Origin of the sequence: Type-D symbiont of Plautia stali (genome assembly GCF_001485335.1) — a bacterium.
Classification (GTDB): domain Bacteria; phylum Pseudomonadota; class Gammaproteobacteria; order Enterobacterales; family Enterobacteriaceae; genus Pantoea; species Pantoea vagans_C.
Genome location: NZ_BBOC01000051.1, coordinates 1 through 18,315 on the forward strand (window position 1 = coordinate 1; position 18,315 = coordinate 18,315).

The following is an 18,315-nucleotide window of genomic DNA, read 5'->3' on the forward strand; positions in this document are numbered from 1 at the left end:
TGTTACCTATGTGCCCGGTCTGATCTGTTACCCATGTGCCCGGTTGTACCTTTCTGCGCACCTCCCATCAATTAAAAAACTTAATATCCGTTGGCGTGGAGATTTTCGCCGCATCGCCAGCTGCTTTTAACTCACCGCTATTCTCATTGAAATGGAACAGGGAAATATTGTTAGTAAACACATTGGTCACATAGAGATATTTTCCGCTGCCATCAAAAGCAAAGGCGCGGGGTTCAATGCCGTTGACCTGATAACTCACCGGTTTGCCTGGCATGCCATCCGCCTCAATTTTAAACACCAGCAATTTATTATCAGAGCCACGATTGGCCGCGATAATATATTTACCGTTTGGGCTGAGAATAATTCCCCCACCGCTACGATATTCCGCACTGCTGTTTTCGCTGTTAAGCTTAATATGAGCAGCCGGTTCCAGACGATCGTCCTTTACCGTAAACACCACCAGTTCACCGGCCATTTCGGTAGTCACATACGCATGCTTACCGTTCGGGGCAAACACCATATGACGCGGGCCGGACCCAGCAGTGAAATTCACATCGCGGGCGCTATCCGCTTCCAGCGGCTGGGCCTTATCGGCGTGATAACGGTAAGCGTGCAACTTATCTCCACCGAGATCGGCCGCGTAGAGCACCTTACCATCATGGGTAAAGGTGGTGGAGTGCGCATGACCGCCATCCTGACGCCCTTTGACCGCACCGGTTCCGTGATCAAACGGGAAATGCTGTACTTGCTCGCCCAGCTTGCCATCGTGATGAATTGGGAACACTGACACCCCCGCACCGCCCTTCGCCACCGAATAGTTCGCCACAAACAGGAATTTACCGTCTGGGCTAATGGTGGCATGGGTTGGCTGCTGGCCGTGGCTATCCACCACATTTAGCACCTGCACCTTTCCGTCTTTGGCAATACTCAGTGCAGTAACGGCCCCGGCATTCTCTTCATTGGTGGTGTAAGCGAAACGTCCATCGTGTGATTTCACAATCCATGAAGGACTTTTCATTTTGATCACCTCAACAGGCGTCAAGGTGCCGTCACTGTTCACTTTCAGGCGATATAAACCTTCGCTGAGATGATCCGGTTTTTGCTCTAATGGCGCATCAGGAATCGACGTCCAGGTCCCCACTAATGCTGTTTGATGATGTTCCGCGGCATTTGCCATAGCGCTCCCCGCCAGTGAAAAAACAGCTAAGGATAATGCCATGGTTATGTTTGTGGCTAAACCGCTGCGTACGGCTTTTTTATTACTATTCATGTGAATACCCCACCATAATCGGAATGTTTAACGACTATACCCAAAATAATTCGAGATTCAGGAAGGCGGCAAGTGCATGAATCCTCTGGAGCTTACTGAAGTAAGTGACTGAGGTGAATGCACGTAGCCAACGCACCTGCAACTTGAAGTATGAAGGGTATATAGTGGGATTAATTTGAATAACGCCCGGCCAGGGTGACCGGGTTCACAATAACGCAGATTAATATTTAGGAAATCGTGCCATTTAATTCTGGCTCATCGCGATCCAGGGTAAATATCTGCCAGTCAACCTGTTCAGCATGCAGCGTAAATAGGGCGGTCGCCAGCGTATTCTCATCATCGGGGTCCTGCGGCGAGAGCCGATAAATCGGCAGCACGGCATCATGCTGGTCAGACAGAATTGCTTTCGCTGCAACACCATCAAGCTGCGTTTGCGTCTCTTGCCACTCAATTAAACGTTGCTGGCGTGAACCTGAGCTTGCGGTAATCACCTGCTCCACCGCAGCTAATTGCGGATGGATAAGATGGTTGGCATGGGCAAATATCCCGGTCAACGGCATCACGGAACATCCTGACCCCGTCGCTTCAACACTGAACAGGCGGCTATCGCCCATTTGTCCCAGCGTATGATGGAATGCCCCGGCACGCGGTTCGGTGGTGAGGATGGCAATCGCCTCGTCCAGGGTAGTCGCATTGAGCGCTGCGCGCGCCAGAATCTGGCGCGGCATGCCGTCAGGACGGTGTAGCGCACGAATATTATTGACCGTGTTCACCACTCCCTTCTCGTTGACCGCAACGGTGTGACCGCAGATCGAACCCGGATAGGCAAAACTGGTGAAGGCGAGTCCCGCATCAGGCGTGATGCTAACAATGGCACAGTCATCACGCAGTTGCGGGAAACCGTCTTCATTGTGCGCGATAATCAACTCGCCATTGGCGCCTTTCCCCGCCACCGTGGTACAGCCATCCGACGTGGAACGTACCAGATCGCCACGACAGTTCCAGGCAAACACCTCATCAATCGGTGCCTGCAAACCTTCAGCCAGCCCGACCAACTCTTGCCAGATGAGTGGATACTGCGCCTCAACCTGCTGGCGCATGTTGACGGTCTGCGGCGCATCTTTCATGGCGATAACGGTTTGCCACAGCGCCGTTTGCGTCAGCTTTTGGTGCCAGGCCGTGCGGCCAAATTCACCCAATTGCTGACCCACAGCGAAGGCGGAACCACGGATTGCGAGTTTTTTCATATTGTTATCATTCACTTCTGTTCAGGATACCTCACGAGGTCGGATTGCTCCGACCTGGCGGGATAATTTTGGTTGTTTATTAAACCACTTCACGTAGATCTTGCTATAAGTACCGTCAGCGCGCAGCGCCTGCAGTGCAGCATTGACTTTCGGCGTCAGGCTGCTGTTTTTCTGCATGGCAGCGGCAGAATGCTATCGGTTTCACCGGTGGATTTCACCTTGCCATCACCCGCTGTTTTCACGTAATAGAGCACGTTAGGTGAATCATGCACCACCGCGTCAAGGTTACCCGCTTGCAGATCAAGATAGGCGTTATCGATATTCGGGAATTCAACGTAGTTCGCTTTATATTTGCTCTTCATAAAGCTGGCCGCAGCCGTACCCTGCTTCAGCCCCACCTTTTTTCCGGCCAAATCGCTGAATTTCGTGATGCTGTTATCACCACTTTTAACCGCCATTAATAAGTCGGCGTCATAATAGCCGTCGCTGAAATCCACCACCTGCTTACGGGCATCCGTAATGGTAATGCCTGCCATAGCGACATCCAGATTACGTGATTGCAGGCCAGGAATTAAACCGCCGAAATCCATTGGGCGTAATTCGTAACTGACATTCATCTTTTTCGCGATGGCATCCCAGAGGTCGATATCAAAACCGACATATTTATCGCCCTGTTTAAATTCAAAGGGAACAAAGGCGGTATCCACGCCGACGGTTAATTTATCCTGTGCCATGGCAATAAAACTGGCAGAACAGGCCACCAGTGCTAATGTAACTTTTAGTTTAGAGAAAAATGCAGACATAATAACCCTCAGCGTCAGTGAAACAGCATGCAGTAAATGTCACCCAGCGAATAAATTCATGGGCATCAGGGAGTTAATTCATTTAATAAATCAGGCGTAGCAGGTACGCCTGATTAAACCGAGAACTTACGCAGGAATAATATGATCCTGGGTGTCGGGTACTGGCGTCTGCGCGCCATTCATTATCATCGAGAGAAAACTGTAATAACCGTTAATGCCGATCAGATCCACCACCCCTTTTTCGCCCCATAAATCGATGGCTTGCTGCCAGGTGGCGTCACTGACTTTTTGCTGCTGGTGCAGTTGCTGGCAGAAGTGGTAAATCACCCACTCATCCGGCTGTAAATCTTCCGGCAGCTGTTTTGCGTTAATCGCCTCTACCGCTGCGGCTGAAATGCCTTTTTCACGGGCAATCGGTGCATGTATCGCCCACTCCACCGGCTGCGACCAGTGGCGCGCCGTCATCAAAATCGCCAGTTCCGATAAACGCTGGCCGAGCGCACTGCGGTAGCGCAAATATTCCCCCATGCGCTGCGCGTGTGCCATCAACTCAGGACTGCGCAACAGTGGTTCAAACGGGGGCAACAGCGCACCGCGCGGCCCATTGATGATCTCTTGCGCCAGTGGACGTTGCTGATCGTCCCACTGGTGTTCCGCCAAAGGCGGTAAGCGGTTAATCATAATTTGCTGGTCTCTTCACGAATCACCACGCTCAGGGTATCGACCACAAAATCGAGCTGGCTTGGGGTGATAATAAACGGAGGTGCGATCAGAATATGGTCACCATATTGTCCGTCAATCGTTCCGCCCATCGGATAAACCAGCAATCCGCGTGCCATGCAGTTGGCCTTAATTGCCGCATGCAGTTTCAATGCGGGATCAAAAGGGGTTTTACTCTCTTTGTCGCGCACCAGTTCAACCCCGGCGAATAAACCACGACCGCGTGTATCACCCACGTGCGGTAAATCACCCAAAACCTCACGCAGTGCGTTTTGCAGATATGCGCCCTGCTGTTTCACCGCATCTAACAGGTTATCGCGCTCAATCACCTGTTGTACGGCCAGTGCAGCCGACGCGGCGGTGGCGTGACAAATATAAGTGTGACCATGCTGGAATAGTCCGCTACCCGCTTGCAGCGCTGACACAATCTTTTCGCTCGCCAGCACGGCGCCAATGGGTTGATATCCGCCCCCTAACCCTTTGGCGATGGTGACCAAATCGGGTATCACCTCGTCTTGCTCAAAGGCGTGCAGGGTGCCGGTGCGTCCCATACCGCACATCACCTCATCCGCGATGTACAAAATGCCGTATTTGTCGCAGAGCGAACGCACTCCTTTCAAATAGCCAGGCGTGGGTGGCGTCGCGCCGGTGGTGGCACCGACCACCGTCTCTGCACAGAAGCCAATGATCGTTTCCGGGCCAGCATCCAGAATTGCCTGCTCCAGTTCGTTTAACAGACGTGTGGTGTATTGCTGTTGGCTCTCGTCCGCACGACGATCGCGATACTCATTGCAGGCCGACACGCGAATCACATCAATCAAAAGCGGCGCGAACTGACGACGACGCCATTCGTTGCCGCCCACCGCCAGCGCCCCCAGCGTGTTGCCGTGATAGCTCTGCTTACGTGCGATAAATTTGGTGCGTGACGGTTGGCCGATTTCAACAAAATACTGACGGGCCAGTTTTAGCGCGGTTTCAACCGCTTCCGAACCGCCAGACACGAAGTAGGCATAGTTAAGATCGCCCGGCGCGGTGCGGGTCAACTGCACGGCAAGTTGTTCGACCGTGTCACTGGTAAAGAAACTGGTGTGGGCATAGGCCAGTTGATCGATCTGGCGATGCATCGCCGCCAACACATCAGGATGGGCGTGCCCTAAGCAAGAAACGGCAGCGCCACCGCAGGCATCAAGATACTGTTTTCCCTGTGCATCGAAGATGTTCGCCCCTTGTGCGCTTTTCGCCACGGCGGGGGTGGTGCGCAAACTGCGGTGGATGATGTGGCTCATAACTGGGTCCTGCTCCTGAATACGCTACGGTAGTTAAGCGCATCTTGCAGGATCCATTTGAATCACGTCAACGCAATTATGATTCAAATGCATTCTATTTTCTTATGACGGATGCAAATGAATCATTTGTCAGGATTTACCGGGCACCACGTAAGCACCTGAATCGATCAGATAGCGTTCGGCACTTTCGATTTTGTTGACGGCTTCGCGGCCATGACGAGCGACCAGCATCGCCAGTAAACACTCTGCCAGCCCCATGCCAGAGACCACTGAAGGGAAAAATGATGGGCTATCAATGGAGAACAGCAGCGTACAATCGGCAGCTTGCGCCAGAGGTGAAACCGGGGAATCGGTGATAGCAATAATCTTAGCCCCCGCGTCTTGAGCCGCGTGTAAAACGTCCAAAGACTCACGTGAGTAAGGCGCAAAACTGGTCAACAGCACGCAATCTTGTGCCGTCAGTTCACGGGTGAACACTTCAATATTGCTCGCCAGACCATCAATCAGTGACACCTGGCGATTAAACAACCGATAGACGTAAAACAGTGACCAGGCGATGGGGAAACTGGCGCGAAAGCCACAGATATAGACATTATCTGCCGCATCCAGCAGCGTCACCGCTTGCTCCATCGCCTGATGATTCTCACTGCGCGTATACGCCAGGTTGGCTTGATGCGCCTGGAACACCTCTTCATACAGTTGCGGTTGAGTGCCTTTGGCGATCAGTTTCTCCGCTTTGGATACATATGTATCATTGCGCAGACCGATGTCATCGATGAAAGCATCTTTGAGTTCACCCCAGCCGTTGTAGCCCAGTCTCTGCGCCAGACGCAGCAGCGTCGCGGGTTTGACGCCCGCCTCACTGGCAAAGGCACGCATTGATTGCACCACCAGTTGATTGGCATTTTGCAGTGAGAATTCGGCGGCGCGTTGCAGTTCAGGCGACAATACACTGAACTGGCTGACAATATTTTCCCGAAGATTCATGGCGTTTGGTCATTGGTAACGGATGGATGCATATAACCATAATTGGCGCGATGAGAAAACAGCGTGCAAAGAATTGCGCAATTCTTTCCAATACCGCTTTCCTCACCACGTGCTTTAATGCCGTCAACACCATAAATACAGAACGGATTGTTCGCTATGCTGCAGTTTTCAAATGGTTTTTTACTGAGTTTATCGCTGTGTCTGGATATTGGGCTGGCCAATATCGCCATGATCACCCTGGCAATGCAACGGGGTTACTTTCACGGCTTCTGGCTCGGCATTGGGACCTGCGTGGGCGATCTGATTTACGCCTTGCTGGCGCTGGCGGGTATGGCCGTGGTGCTGCAGTTCACCCCCGTGCGCTGGGTGTTGTGGATTGGCGGGGGCGTCTTGTTGCTGTGGTTCGCCGCAAAGATGCTGATCGCTGCACTGCGCAAAGATGCCACCCTACCGCAGGCAGAGCAGCAGCCCTATCGTTCGCTACTGCGTGAATTCCGTCGTGGTGTGGTACTGGCGATGTCATCCCCGACCGCCATCCTCTGGTTTGCCAGTGTCGGAGGCGCACTAATAGCTCGAATGGGGCACGGCAGCGTGAACGCGACATCATCGTTCCTCAGCGGATTCTTTATTGCGGGTGTGGTCTGGACCTGCGTGCTGTGTCTGGTGGGCAGCATGGGGGGGAAATTGCTGGGTCAGCGCCTGCTGAAGTACTCGTATCTCGCTTCGGCGCTGATTTTTTGCTATTTCGCGGCCTACGTGATGGTGTCAGGCTATCGGGAATTTATCCTGCGCTGAAGCAATCTGCTGCGCATAGTTATACGGTGTGGTGCCCATCACTTTGCGAAACGCGTTGATAAAGTGGCTCTGATCGTAGAAACCTAGTTGCAGTGCCGCCTCCTGCGGATGCACCCGCTGACGCAGCAAATCGCGGGCCTGATGCAAGCGCAACTGCATGTGATACTGCAACGGCGGCATACCGGTTAGTTGGGTAAATCGACGCACCAGATGGTATTTACTCAACCCAGCTATCTGCGCCAATACCTCTAGATGAGGCTTCTCGTGTAGATGCTCACGCAGAAACTGTTTTACCTGCTGGATAATCTGCACATCTCCCTGCTGCAAACTGGTCTCATCATCCAGCAACTCTCCACACAACCACAGCAGCTGCTGTTCCAGTAAGGTCTCATCGGCCTCACGTGTCACTTGTTCAAAGCGACAAATGGCCTGAAACAGGCGAGCATCGTTGAATACTCCTTCACGCAGTGCAGGCGCCTCTGCGGTTCCCAAGAGATTGCTTAACGTCGATTGCGCCAGGTGCAGGCTAATAAAGCTCACCGCCTCAAGGCTAAACTGAGAGGACTGAATGGAACTCGGGTTATACAGGGTGACCTGTCCGGCGAACACTTGTTCGACTTTGCCATCCAGCCAGATCTCTTCACGACCGCTCAGATTGGCGCAAATCACATATTCATCATGCAAATGACGCGGAAAGCGACTGCCGCTGGCACTGACGCGCGAAGATTCAATGCCGTTACGGCTAAACCAGTCAGAAGAGGTGAGCGACACGTAACCACCAAGAGCAAGGAGGAGTGCGTTATAACAGCATCGCCAGGGGGAAATTGCAAACTGATGTGGTTGCCATATTAGCGTAATGAGTGTGAGTTAAGAACTCAGGCTGCTTTTTGATAAGTGGCCTTTATTTACAGTGCGGCCTCAGACGGCGTTATCGCCAGCCTCTTAACTGACGAGCATTACGCCATAAATGGCACCCATGGAAAATTGGGGGTGGATTTTCGTCAGGTGCGCATTAATGCACACCTGATGACTTAGATACCGGCAATGCGCTTTAAATCCGCTTCCGCACCCGGCGCGACAGCCAACACTTTAGCTCCTTTCAGCAGCCGTTCGCCTTCGGTGTTAAATGGGTGATACCAGCCGCCCGCCTCTTTCACCAGACAATAGCCTGCCAGGCAATCCCAGGCGTGCATATAGGGTTCGAAATAGCCCACCACACGGCCTGCGGCCACCCATGCCAGCATCAATGCACCCGAGCCGATGCGGATAAAATTGCCACCGGCCTCCAGCAGTGAGGCCAGCAACTTGCCCACTTCCTCGGGACTGACATAGCTGTTGGCACCAAATCCGGTGACATGATTTTGCAGTGTACGCGAAGGGTCGACCTGCAAGCGACGACCGTTCAACGTCGCTCCCTGACCCAAGGCCGCCACATAACACTCCTGATAGGTCGGTGCGTAAATCACCCCAATCACCGGCACGCCATCATGCAGCACCGCCACTGACACACACCAGTTTGGCATCCCGTTCAGGAACGGACTGGTGCCATCAATCGGATCTACTACCCAGGTATAGCCCGATGTACCGGCCTGCAAACCGTACTCTTCACCCAGAAAACCATCGTCGGCAAACTGTGCACGAATCTGCTGATCGATCATCTGTTCCACTTCACGGTCTGCGCGTGACACCACATCCTGCAAATCATGTTTGGTTTCCACCACCAGCGTGTCGCGATGATGGAAATACTCCAGTGCCTTCTCGCCGCCTGCGCGTGCCACTTTCTCTGCCAGAATCAAACGGGCCAGCAAAGCTTCATTTACCGAGTCGCTCATTATTCATCCTTAACTTAACCGGCAATCAGGGCTAATCCCTGAGGTTTAAAATCAATCGCTACCGTTGAGGTCAGGGGCAATTTCTGCTCCATCTGCGCATCAACAATAAACAGCGAACCCAACTCCGTTGCCACTTCATACTCAATGTGATCGCCCAGCCAGGTACTGTGCGTCACTTCACCTTGTAGCGCGCCGCTGCCCGCTTCATGCAAGGTAATAAACTGCGGGCGCACCGAAAGTTGTGCCGCCCCCGGCTGCACGCCGTTACTGCGCACGCGGTAACGTTGGTTGCCCAACTTCACCAGCGCATCGCTGCCCTCAAGCTGCTCGACTTCGCACGGCAGGATGTTGGCTTCGCCCATAAAATCAGCGATAAACACCGAATTCGGGGCGTGATAGAGGCTTTCTGGCGCACCCTGCTGGGCAATATCCCCCTCTTTCATGACAATAATTTTATCAGACACCGCCAAAGCTTCTTCTTGATCGTGGGTGACATACACCGCGGTGAAGCCAAGCCGTTGTTGTAAATCGCGAATATCGGTGCGCACCCGACGGCGCAACCGCTCATCCAGATTGGATAACGGTTCATCCAACAGCAGCACTTGCGGCTCTAATACCAAGGCGCGTGCCACGGCGATACGCTGCTGCTGCCCACCAGACAGCTCTGACGGCAGACGATTACCCTGCGTCTCCAGTCCGACTAACTTTAACCCTTCACGCGCGCGGTCTTGCGCTTCCTGCTTCTTCATCCCGGATGACTGCAACCCATACATGATGTTGTCGAGCGCACTCATATGGGGGAACAGCGCATAGGATTGAAACACCATCGCCACATCACGTTCGTTAGCTGGAAGGTTAGTCACGTCCTTGCCACCAATCAAAATGCGTCCTGAAGTAGGATGTTCAAGACCCGCCAACAAACGTAACGTAGTGGTTTTGCCACACCCAGAGGGACCGAGCAGCGTCACCAGTGTACCTGGCTCCACGGTCAGCGAGAGATCCGGCAACGCATTAAAACCTGCAAAACGTTTTGTCACATGTTCAAACACCACCGAACCGGCTTGAATGCGGGTCATAGGGCTCTCTCCTGAGTTAATGACGTCGAGGATGGGATAGCTGCCACGTCGACGGGACGTGCCACGCGACGTAAGCGACGCTCGCCTACCAGCCACTGGAACACACCAATAATCAGCAGCATCACCACAATCAGCACGGTGGAATAGGCAATCGCCACGCCGTATTCACCGTTCTCGACCAATCCCACGATGTAGGATGTCGCCATGTTGTACTGCGCGCTGACCAGGAAGATTACTGCGCTGATCGAAGTGATCGCGCGTACGAAGGCGTACACCAGCGCTGCGCTGATGGCCGGTTTCAGCAAAGGCAGCACCACTTTACGTAAGGTGCGGAAACTGTTGGCACCCAGGGTTAAAGAGGCTTCATCAAGACTTTTATCGAGTTGACTCATGGCCGCAATGCCCCCGCGCACGCCGACCGGCATATTGCGGAACACAAAACAGGCAATCAGGATTAACGCGGTGCCGGTGATCTCCAGCGGTGGCAGGTTATAGGCCATCACATAACTCACCCCAATCACCGTGCCGGGGATGGCAAAGCTGAGCATCAGCAAGAACTCAAACGTCTGGCGACCGGCAAACTTCTGTCTGACGATGAGCCAGGCGGTCAAGAGGCCAACTATGGCGGTCAACGGTGCAGCAATCAGCGCAATCTCTAGCGTGGTCCAGAATGAGTTCCATGCCACCCCGCTCCACAACAGATGCCCCTCACTAAAGCTGACACGGAAGGCGCGGACATAATGTTCGATGGTCAATGCATCGTTTAATCCCCACGACTGCACGAATCCCCCCACCACGATCATGCCGTAGATGACTAAGGTGAAGATCCCCCACGGAATCACCATGCCGTACACGCTGTAACGCAACACGCGTGGGAGCTGTCCATGTTTTCCACCGTCACCTTTACCGGTGACCGTGGCAAAGTTTTTGCCGCCCAACCACCAGCGTTGCAGGACAAACGCCGCCAGCGTGAAGCACAGCAGGATCATCGCCAGCACAGCCGCACGACTCGGATCGTTCTGTGCGCCGACTACCGAGAAGAAAATCTCCGTGGAAAGCACGCCATGGCTGCCGCCTAATACCATCGGATTGCCAAAGTCGGCCATGCTTTCGATAAAGCTGATCAGAAAAGCATTCGCTAATCCCGGTGCCATCAGTGGAAGAGAGATGCGGCTGAACGTGCGCCAGCGGTTAGCGCGCAAGGTTTGTGACGCCTCTTCCAGCGAGGGACTTACCCCTTCCACTACGCCAATCAGCACCAGAAACGCAATCGGGGTGAATGACAATACTTGCGCAATCCAGATGCCGGTCATCCCGTACAACCAACGTCCAGGCTCGATACCAAACAGCGTCGCCAGATGTTCCGTCACTACGCCCGAACGCCCAAACAGCAAGATCAACGCCAGACCAATCACAAACGGCGGAGTAATGATTGGCAGGATGGTCAGCATGCGCAGCGCTTTTTTGCACGGCAGCGGCGTGCGCGTGGCGGCGAGGGCAAAGGCTAACCCGAGCAAGGTCGAGCCGCTGGCCGTCATCAACGCCAGCCACAGCGTACGCCACGCCGTACCACAGGTGCCGCCCTTGAGGCAGGCTAAGCTCCAGATTGAGGGATCCTGGATATTGCTGATCAGCCCATCGGGTTTAAAACTGCCGTCCACATCCTGCACCGACACCACGAACATACTGAGCACCGGATAAAGCACAAACACACTGACCAGCGCCGTCAGTAACACCAGCGATGCGACGACAAAGGCGTCGCCCTTGAGCACGCCGCGTTCGGCAAGGGCAAAGGAGAACAGCAACAAGAAGGTGGTGAGCAAGACGATCGCACCGGCCCCCATGGCAGGTTGACCCTGAGCCAGCGTGCCAAACTGGTTTTCCAGCCACATCCAGCTCCAGCCGCTGTAACCGATAGCGTGGCCTTCGATGACCAGAAAAATTACCCCTAAAGCGCTAAACAGCAGCAGTAATCGGCTGCGCGCTCCTTGAGGCAATATGCCGCACGCGGCACACAGCCCAAACAACGCCAGTGCAACCACCAACCACGGATGTTCACCCAGCTGCCACAGCATGGGCGCATTGGCGGCATCACCCCATAAATTGAACAGCCAGCCGCCATCAAAAAAACCGCTTTCAAGGCTGTACCACGGCAGCAGTAACAGTGCCGTTGCGCCCATTAATAGCGCAGCCGTGAGACGACGATTATTTGCGTTCATGAAACACCTCTAAAGGGAGATCGTTCATAGCCTGAGTGCAATCGATAGTGCGCAATAAATTGCGCCGCTACGGTATCGGCTTTAAGCAATAAATTGCGCCGCGACGATAATGTGTCTCGGGCCGTAGCGGCGCGATTCATCAAGCTTTTCGTTGCCGCAATTACTGTGCGCTCGCACCGATCTCTTTATCCCAGCGGCTCAACAAGGCTTTGCGTTTTGCCGAGTCGCCGTAGGTTTTGAAGTCATAATCGATCAACTTGATATTCTCGAAACGGGGCGCGTATTCAGAGATTTCAGCGTTGCGGTTTGACGGTAACTGGAAGGATTTCGCCTCTTTCATGTGGGACTGCGCGGCAGCACTCAGCGCCCAGTCGTACCAGACTTTGGCGTTTGCCAAGTTACGTGCGCCTTTCACGATCGACATCGATCCAATCTCATAACCGGTGCCCTCACACGGCGCCACGGTCTTTATCGGGAAACCATCCACCTGCATCGCCACTGCATCGTGCATAAACACAATGCCGACCGTGGTTTCACCGCGTGCCGCCGCTTTCACTGGCGCCGATCCCGACTTGGTATATTGCGAAACGTTAGCATTGAGTTTTTTCAGGTAATCAAAGGCTTTGTCTTCACCCATGATTTGCACCAGCGTGGCTAAGGTGTTGTAAGCCGTGCCGGACGAATTGGGATTGGCGATCTGAATTTCCCCCTTGAAACCAGGATCCAGCAGATCGGCCCAGCAGGTGGGTTCTTTGAGTTTTTTATCCGCCAGTAACTTGGTGTTGTAGCCCCAACCTAACGCTCCGGCATAAATCCCCACCGTGCGATAGCCCGAATTTTCAGCCTGTTTCTGCGCCCAATCCTGCTGCTGATCCAGCAGCGGCGATTTATAGACCTGGGTTAATCCCTCATCGGCCGCCTGCATATGGGGATCGCCCGTCCCCGCCCACCAGATATCGGTACGCGGATTGCGCGCTTCACTGCGCAGACGTGCATAGGCTTCCCCGGCGGACAGGCGCACCATGCTGACTTTAATGTCTGGATGCTCCTGGCTGAAGATGCGGGTCATGTGCTCGCACACCACCACATCTGCCGAGCAGACCATATTAAGATTGCCCGCAGCGGACGCGGCGAAAGGGACAGCGGTGGAACAGAGGGACAGCGCAACGGCGATAGAGGTGGCTCGCATGGTGTTCTCCTTGGATTGTAGGGCGGTGCTTCACTGGCACCTTGTATTGCACGTGTGTGCAAAGTAGTAATGAACAAAAAATCAGCTGTCAAATAGCTTGCTGCGCAATTGATTGCCCATGTCACAAAAATGCAACAAATGAGATCTCGAACAGATTGCACAGCTTTGCAATCTGAGGCAGACTCATTTTCAGCCATAAGTTGGGGAGGAAAGCAGCATGCAAAATGAGAAAGCGGTGGTCAGTGCGCAGGATGTTGCCGAACGCGCTGGCGTGTCGCGCTCCGCTGTTTCCCGGGCATTTACCCCAGGCGCCAGCGTGTCACCTGCGATGCGCACGCGCGTGATGAAAGCCGCCGAGGAGTTGGGTTATCACGTCAATCATTTGGCGCGTGGGCTGGTGCGCAATCGTAGCGGTATCGTCTGTTTGGTGGTGTCGGAGATCGCCACCCCCTATCGCGCCAGCCTGGTACGCTGGCTGACGCAATATCTGCAAGAGGCGGGAAAAATCGCCATGCTGATCAACACCGATCGTTCCGATAACAGTGTGTCAGCGGCGTTGCAGCAAGCGATCAATTTCCGCGCCGATGCCTCCATCATTCTCTCGGGCATGCCGGATCGCACCATCACCCGTCAGTGTTTCCAGCACGGTCAGCGTATTATTTTAATCAACCGCGATGAAGACCTGCCAGGTTCACTCAGCATCCATCTTGACGCACAGCGTGCAGCCGCTACTGCCGTGATGGCATTCCAGCGTGCCGGTTGTCGGCATCTGGCGTTTGCCAATTCACTGGCGGGTACGCCGAGCCTGATGAAGCGCGAAGCTGCGTTTATTGCGGAGGCAGAGCGCGTGGGATTGAGCGTCATGGTAGAGCGGTTTGGTACCACTTCATACGAAAGCGGTCAGATTCTGGCGCACCGTCTGCTGACGCAGCCTCAACGCCCGGATGCGATATTTTGCGTCACTGATCTGGTGGCATGTGGATTGATGGATGAAGCACGCCATCGCTTTGCCCTGCGCGTGCCGGACGATCTCTGTTTGATCGGTTATGACAACATCGCCCAGGCGGGTTGGTCCTCTTACAATCTCACCACCTTTGCCCAACCGGTGGAGCAGTTTGCGCGTGATGCAGTCAACTGGTTGCAACGTACCGAAGCGGAAGAGCACGGTCTTACGCCGCAGAATGACCCACAGCATCACAGCCTGATTTATCAGGCTGATGTGGTGTGGCGGGGATCGGTGCGCGGCGGATAATTCATTGCTGGCAGCTTGCCTTAATGACGCCGCGCAGCCAGCGATGCGCAGCATCGTTCTCCAGCCTCGGGTGCCAAAGTTGTGACACTGTCATTTCGGGTGTGGCAAACGGCAGTTCGAACATCGCCAACCCTGGATGGTTATTAATCAGCGGATGATGCTGTACCAGCGAATATGGCACCAGTGCCACCAGGTCAGATTCCACCGCCAGCGTGACCGCCGTCGAGAAAGCAGGCACCACCGACACCACTCTACGGCTCAGCCCGGCCTGTTCAATGGCGTCATGAATGGGCCCACCCAGCTCGATTCGTCTTGAAGCGACGATGTGACCGAACGCCGCCAACTGGCTAATATTCACCTGATTTGTCAACGGATGCCCGCTTCGCACCACCCCCACAAACCGGTCGCGAAACAGCGCCTGTAAGCGGATTTCCGGGCCCATATTGCCTAACACACCGATTTCCAGATCGATATTACCCGCGCGCAAATCACGATCGCTTTTCTCCGGCTTACTGACGAAAACCAGCTTTACGTTTGGCGCTTGCCCGGCAACAGCGGCAATCAGTTTGCTGCCAAAAGCTTCAACAAACCCCTCATTGGTGCGCAAGATGAAACGACGATCAAGTTGTGCCAAATCGAGTAATTCGGCATCAGGGCTTAACACAGCACGTGCTTCTCGCAAGGTGAGATGGGTGCGTTCGCGCATCGCCTCTGCGTAAGGGGTGAGCACCATATTGCGCCCCGCGCGCACCAGCAGCGCATCTCCGGTGGTGGCACGCAAGCGCCCCAATGTGCGGCTCATCGCCGATTCACTGAGGTTTAAGCGTCGTGCAGCGCCAATCACACTGCCTTCAATCAGCAGTGCATCCAGGGCAATCAGTAAATTCAGATCGGTATCATTCATCTTCGCTATCCTGCTTGATAGCTTCTCCTGTGACAAGGCGTCTGATGCAGGTTATCAATGCAAAGCCTGCGCGTTCCGCCTTCCCTTTCCACGCGCTAGACTTTTTCCACATCGCATCCGGAGGAACACATCATGAAAATACTACTGATAGGCGCATCACGTGGACTGGGCTTCGCTCTGGCGGAGAATATGCTGAAACGCGGAAACCAGGTGGTGGCCACGGGCCGCGCCCACTCAATAGACAAGCTGGCGCAACTGGCGGCGCAGTTTCCGCAACAGTTAACCGTGGAGAGCGTGGACATCACCGAGCCACAACAGCTGGACGCGCTGTCTCAGCGGCTGGATAACGCCCAGTTTGACATGCTGTTTGTGAATGCCGGGGTGAAAAATGATGACCGGGAAACCATTGCCGACGTCTCCACCGAGGAGTTCACCCGCGTAATGGTGACTAATGCCCTTAGCCCGCTGCGCGTGATTGAAACCTTTAAAGATCGTGTCACGCCTCACGGCACCATCGCGGTGATGTCTTCGGGCCAGGGCAGTATTACCAATAACACCAACGGCAATTACGAGGTCTATCGCGGCAGCAAGGCGGCGTTAAATATGTTTATGCGCAGTTTCGCCGCGCGCAACCCAGACGAACGCACGCTGTTGTTGATGGCACCGGGTTGGGTACAGACCGAAATGGGCGGGCCAGAAGCGCGGCTGACCATCGACGAAAGCATTCCTAATCTGTTGGATACCATGGAATCTTACGCTGGACGCACCGGACTGCATTATCTGGATTATCTGGGGCGCGTGGTGCCGTGGTGAGGCCGCATCCAACAACGGCGAATGCCTCGCACGTTTTCATAGGGTGCGGCCTTCGCCCATCGTTTCCACCTGGTCGTAGCGGCGCGATTTATCGCGCTTTGTTCAGCAGCAAATTATGCAACCTGTCACGCAACCAGACATTCGCAGGGTCATCCTGCTGCGCATTGTGCCACAGCAGCGATAACTCATAATCAGGCATAGCAATCGGTACGGGCGCGGCTTCGAGGCCATACCGTTCACGCCACACAGGTTCCAGCCCTTGCGGTACGGTGGCGAAAATAGGCAACTGCTGTAACAGCAGCGGCAAACTGGCGAAATGTGGCGTGACGTAACGCACCCGCCGGGATTTGCCTAACCGCTGCAACTCACGGTCCAGCGCACTTTCACTCGCCCCGCGATAGGACACCAGCGCATGGTCGTGACGTACAAAGTGCGCCAGGGTGAGCTTTTTCAAAGCAATCTGCTGCTGGCTCCACAGGGTACGAAACCCTGCACGCGAGATTTTTTCCCGTGTCAGGTCGCGGCTCACCTCACTGCCTACCGTCACCACCACATCTGCTTGCTGCTGCTCCATCAGCGGGATCGCTTGCCAGGGATCGGCCGCCACAACGTTGATATCAATATTTGGCGCTGTGCGGGCCAACTCAACCAGTAAATCCGGCATCAGCCACTGCTCCAGCCAGTCACTCATGCCGATGCGGAACGTACGGCTATCCTGCAGCGGATTGAATGCCTGAGGCGTAAAAATCACCCGATGCAGATCCTGCATTAGCGGCGCAAATTGTTGTACCAATTGTTCAGCGCGCGGCGTGGGCGTCATGCCCTGTGACGTACGCACAAACAACGCATCGTTGAACATTTCGCGCAGTCTTTTCAACGCGGCGCTCACGGCCGGTTGTCCGAGGTAAAGCCGGTTCGCCGCCAGCGTCACGCTACGCACCTCAAACATCACCAACAGCACAATTACCAGATTGAGGTCGATACGTGAAAAATCATTTTCGTTGATGGGCTTCATGATTTTAATCGATTTAATTAATGAGATTGCCCTCAGTATAGTGGTTTTCATCTGAAGTGATGAACGCTTAACTGGAGCCAGCATGAACATTCGCGTAGGCGATTGCCTGATTGAAAAAGTTTCTGAACAAACCGGCAGCTTCCCTTTCGGCTCGCTCTATTCCGCACATCGCGCGGAGATGAGTGATAATTTTGCTGCACAGCTAGCCGAGGTATCTATTCACAGTTGGGTGGTGCGCGCGGGTGAGGACGTCATTGTGATCGATACCGCCACCGGCAATGGGCGCAACCGCGATAACAAGCCGCTATTCCACCAGCTAAACACCCCTTATGCCGAGAATTTAGCGCGTGTGATTGTCGATCCTGCATCCGTGACCCTGGTGTTGATGACACACATCCACACCGATCATGTCGGCTGGAGCACACACTGGCTCAATGGTGAGTGGCAGCCGATGTTTCCTAACGCGCGCTATATCTGCTCGGCCAAAGAGTTAATACAGTGCCAGCAGACGCCCGCGATGCAGGCGTTGTATCGCGACAGTATTCTGCCGTTAATTGAGCGCGGCCAACTGGAGACCATCAATGTTGATCACTCCCCGCTGTTTGCAGGCGTACTGCGCTATATCGCCACACCGGGCCACAGTGTCGATCATGCCTCTATCGTGCTGGAAAGCGGCGGAGAATCGGCGATTTTTGCCGGGGATGTGATGCATCATCCGGTGCAGTTTCAACACCCACACTGGAACTCGCTGTTTTGTGAGGATTTACCGCTGGCCATCGCTTCTCGACAACGCGTTATAGACTGGTGCCGCCAACATCAGGCAATCTGGTTCAGTTCCCATTTTCACAGCAGCTCGTGTGGCCGCGTAGCGCCCGACGGGCACTGGATACCACTGGAGGATTAACCG

16 protein-coding genes and 1 pseudogene are annotated in these 18,315 nt (G+C 54.3%); 4 read left to right on the top strand and 13 right to left on the bottom strand.

Annotation, left to right across the window (positions count from 1 at the left end):
- Positions 1-67: 67 nt before the first annotated feature.
- The 6 genes and pseudogenes from PSSD_RS16200 to PSSD_RS16225 all read right to left on the bottom strand — a co-directional run bounded on the left by PSSD_RS16200 (position 68) and on the right by PSSD_RS16225 (position 6,313).
- Positions 68-1,177: a lactonase family protein gene (locus PSSD_RS16200; protein ID WP_058972959.1), complete on the bottom strand. Its 1,110-nt coding sequence runs from the start codon at positions 1,175-1,177 to the stop codon at positions 68-70.
- A 320-nt stretch (positions 1,178-1,497) separates the two neighbouring features.
- Complete coding sequence (locus PSSD_RS16205) at positions 1,498-2,517, bottom strand: C45 family autoproteolytic acyltransferase/hydrolase (RefSeq protein WP_058972930.1); 1,020 nt, start codon at positions 2,515-2,517, stop codon at positions 1,498-1,500.
- A 21-nt stretch (positions 2,518-2,538) separates the two neighbouring features.
- Positions 2,539-3,320, bottom strand: a pseudogene (glnH, locus tag PSSD_RS16210) (glutamine ABC transporter substrate-binding protein GlnH).
- 126 nt (positions 3,321-3,446) lie between these two features.
- Positions 3,447-4,001, bottom strand: a complete 555-nt coding sequence (locus PSSD_RS16215; RefSeq protein ID WP_197063323.1) for a carboxymuconolactone decarboxylase family protein — start codon at positions 3,999-4,001, stop codon at positions 3,447-3,449.
- A complete protein-coding gene (locus tag PSSD_RS16220) occupies positions 3,998-5,326 on the bottom strand; it encodes an aspartate aminotransferase family protein (RefSeq protein ID WP_058972931.1) in 1,329 nt (442 codons plus the stop codon). The genes PSSD_RS16215 and PSSD_RS16220 overlap by 4 nt, the downstream gene beginning before the upstream one ends.
- A 129-nt stretch (positions 5,327-5,455) precedes the next feature.
- Complete coding sequence (locus PSSD_RS16225; protein WP_058972932.1) at positions 5,456-6,313, bottom strand: MurR/RpiR family transcriptional regulator; 858 nt, start codon at positions 6,311-6,313, stop codon at positions 5,456-5,458.
- A 156-nt stretch (positions 6,314-6,469) separates the two neighbouring features.
- Between PSSD_RS16225 and PSSD_RS16230 the strand changes: the two genes are divergently transcribed.
- A complete protein-coding gene (locus PSSD_RS16230; protein WP_058972933.1) occupies positions 6,470-7,108 on the top strand; it encodes a LysE family translocator in 639 nt (212 codons plus the stop codon).
- On the opposite strand, the gene PSSD_RS16235 is transcribed toward PSSD_RS16230, so the two are convergent.
- The 5 genes from PSSD_RS16235 to PSSD_RS16255 all read right to left on the bottom strand — a co-directional run bounded on the left by PSSD_RS16235 (position 7,079) and on the right by PSSD_RS16255 (position 13,424).
- On the bottom strand, positions 7,079-7,879 hold the full coding sequence (locus PSSD_RS16235) for an AraC family transcriptional regulator (RefSeq protein ID WP_058972934.1): 801 nt from the start codon (positions 7,877-7,879) through the stop codon (positions 7,079-7,081). The two genes, PSSD_RS16230 and PSSD_RS16235, sit on opposite strands and share 30 nt — an antisense overlap.
- A 260-nt stretch (positions 7,880-8,139) precedes the next feature.
- Complete coding sequence (locus tag PSSD_RS16240) at positions 8,140-8,940, bottom strand: inositol monophosphatase family protein (RefSeq protein WP_039331065.1); 801 nt, start codon at positions 8,938-8,940, stop codon at positions 8,140-8,142.
- Positions 8,941-8,954: 14 nt separating this feature from the next.
- Positions 8,955-10,016 carry an ABC transporter ATP-binding protein gene (locus PSSD_RS16245; RefSeq protein ID WP_058972935.1) on the bottom strand — a complete coding sequence of 354 codons (1,062 nt, stop codon included), beginning with the start codon at positions 10,014-10,016 and terminating at the stop codon, positions 8,955-8,957.
- Positions 10,013-12,235, bottom strand: a complete 2,223-nt coding sequence (locus PSSD_RS16250; protein WP_058972936.1) for an ABC transporter permease — start codon at positions 12,233-12,235, stop codon at positions 10,013-10,015. The genes PSSD_RS16245 and PSSD_RS16250 overlap by 4 nt, the downstream gene beginning before the upstream one ends.
- Before the next feature lie 160 nt (positions 12,236-12,395).
- A complete protein-coding gene (locus tag PSSD_RS16255) occupies positions 12,396-13,424 on the bottom strand; it encodes an ABC transporter substrate-binding protein (RefSeq protein ID WP_058972937.1) in 1,029 nt (342 codons plus the stop codon).
- A 217-nt stretch (positions 13,425-13,641) separates the two neighbouring features.
- Between PSSD_RS16255 and PSSD_RS16260 the strand changes: the two genes are divergently transcribed.
- Positions 13,642-14,676 (top strand): LacI family DNA-binding transcriptional regulator, encoded by a 1,035-nt coding sequence (locus PSSD_RS16260; protein WP_058972938.1) that lies wholly within the window; start codon positions 13,642-13,644, stop codon positions 14,674-14,676.
- Position 14,677: 1 nt separating this feature from the next.
- Here the strand turns inward: PSSD_RS16260 and PSSD_RS16265 are convergent, their stop codons facing one another.
- Complete coding sequence (locus PSSD_RS16265) at positions 14,678-15,580, bottom strand: LysR family transcriptional regulator (RefSeq protein WP_058972939.1); 903 nt, start codon at positions 15,578-15,580, stop codon at positions 14,678-14,680.
- A 132-nt stretch (positions 15,581-15,712) separates the two neighbouring features.
- Here PSSD_RS16265 and PSSD_RS16270 point away from each other — a divergent pair, with 132 nt between their 5' ends.
- On the top strand, positions 15,713-16,393 hold the full coding sequence (locus PSSD_RS16270) for an SDR family NAD(P)-dependent oxidoreductase (RefSeq protein WP_058972940.1): 681 nt from the start codon (positions 15,713-15,715) through the stop codon (positions 16,391-16,393).
- 88 nt (positions 16,394-16,481) lie between these two features.
- Here PSSD_RS16270 and PSSD_RS16275 read toward each other — a convergent pair whose 3' ends face one another.
- Positions 16,482-17,408 carry a LysR family transcriptional regulator gene (locus PSSD_RS16275; protein WP_058972960.1) on the bottom strand — a complete coding sequence of 309 codons (927 nt, stop codon included), beginning with the start codon at positions 17,406-17,408 and terminating at the stop codon, positions 16,482-16,484.
- 82 nt (positions 17,409-17,490) lie between these two features.
- Between PSSD_RS16275 and PSSD_RS16280 the strand changes: the two genes are divergently transcribed.
- Positions 17,491-18,312 (top strand): MBL fold metallo-hydrolase, encoded by an 822-nt coding sequence (locus PSSD_RS16280; RefSeq protein ID WP_058972941.1) that lies wholly within the window; start codon positions 17,491-17,493, stop codon positions 18,310-18,312.
- Positions 18,313-18,315 lie beyond the last annotated feature (3 nt).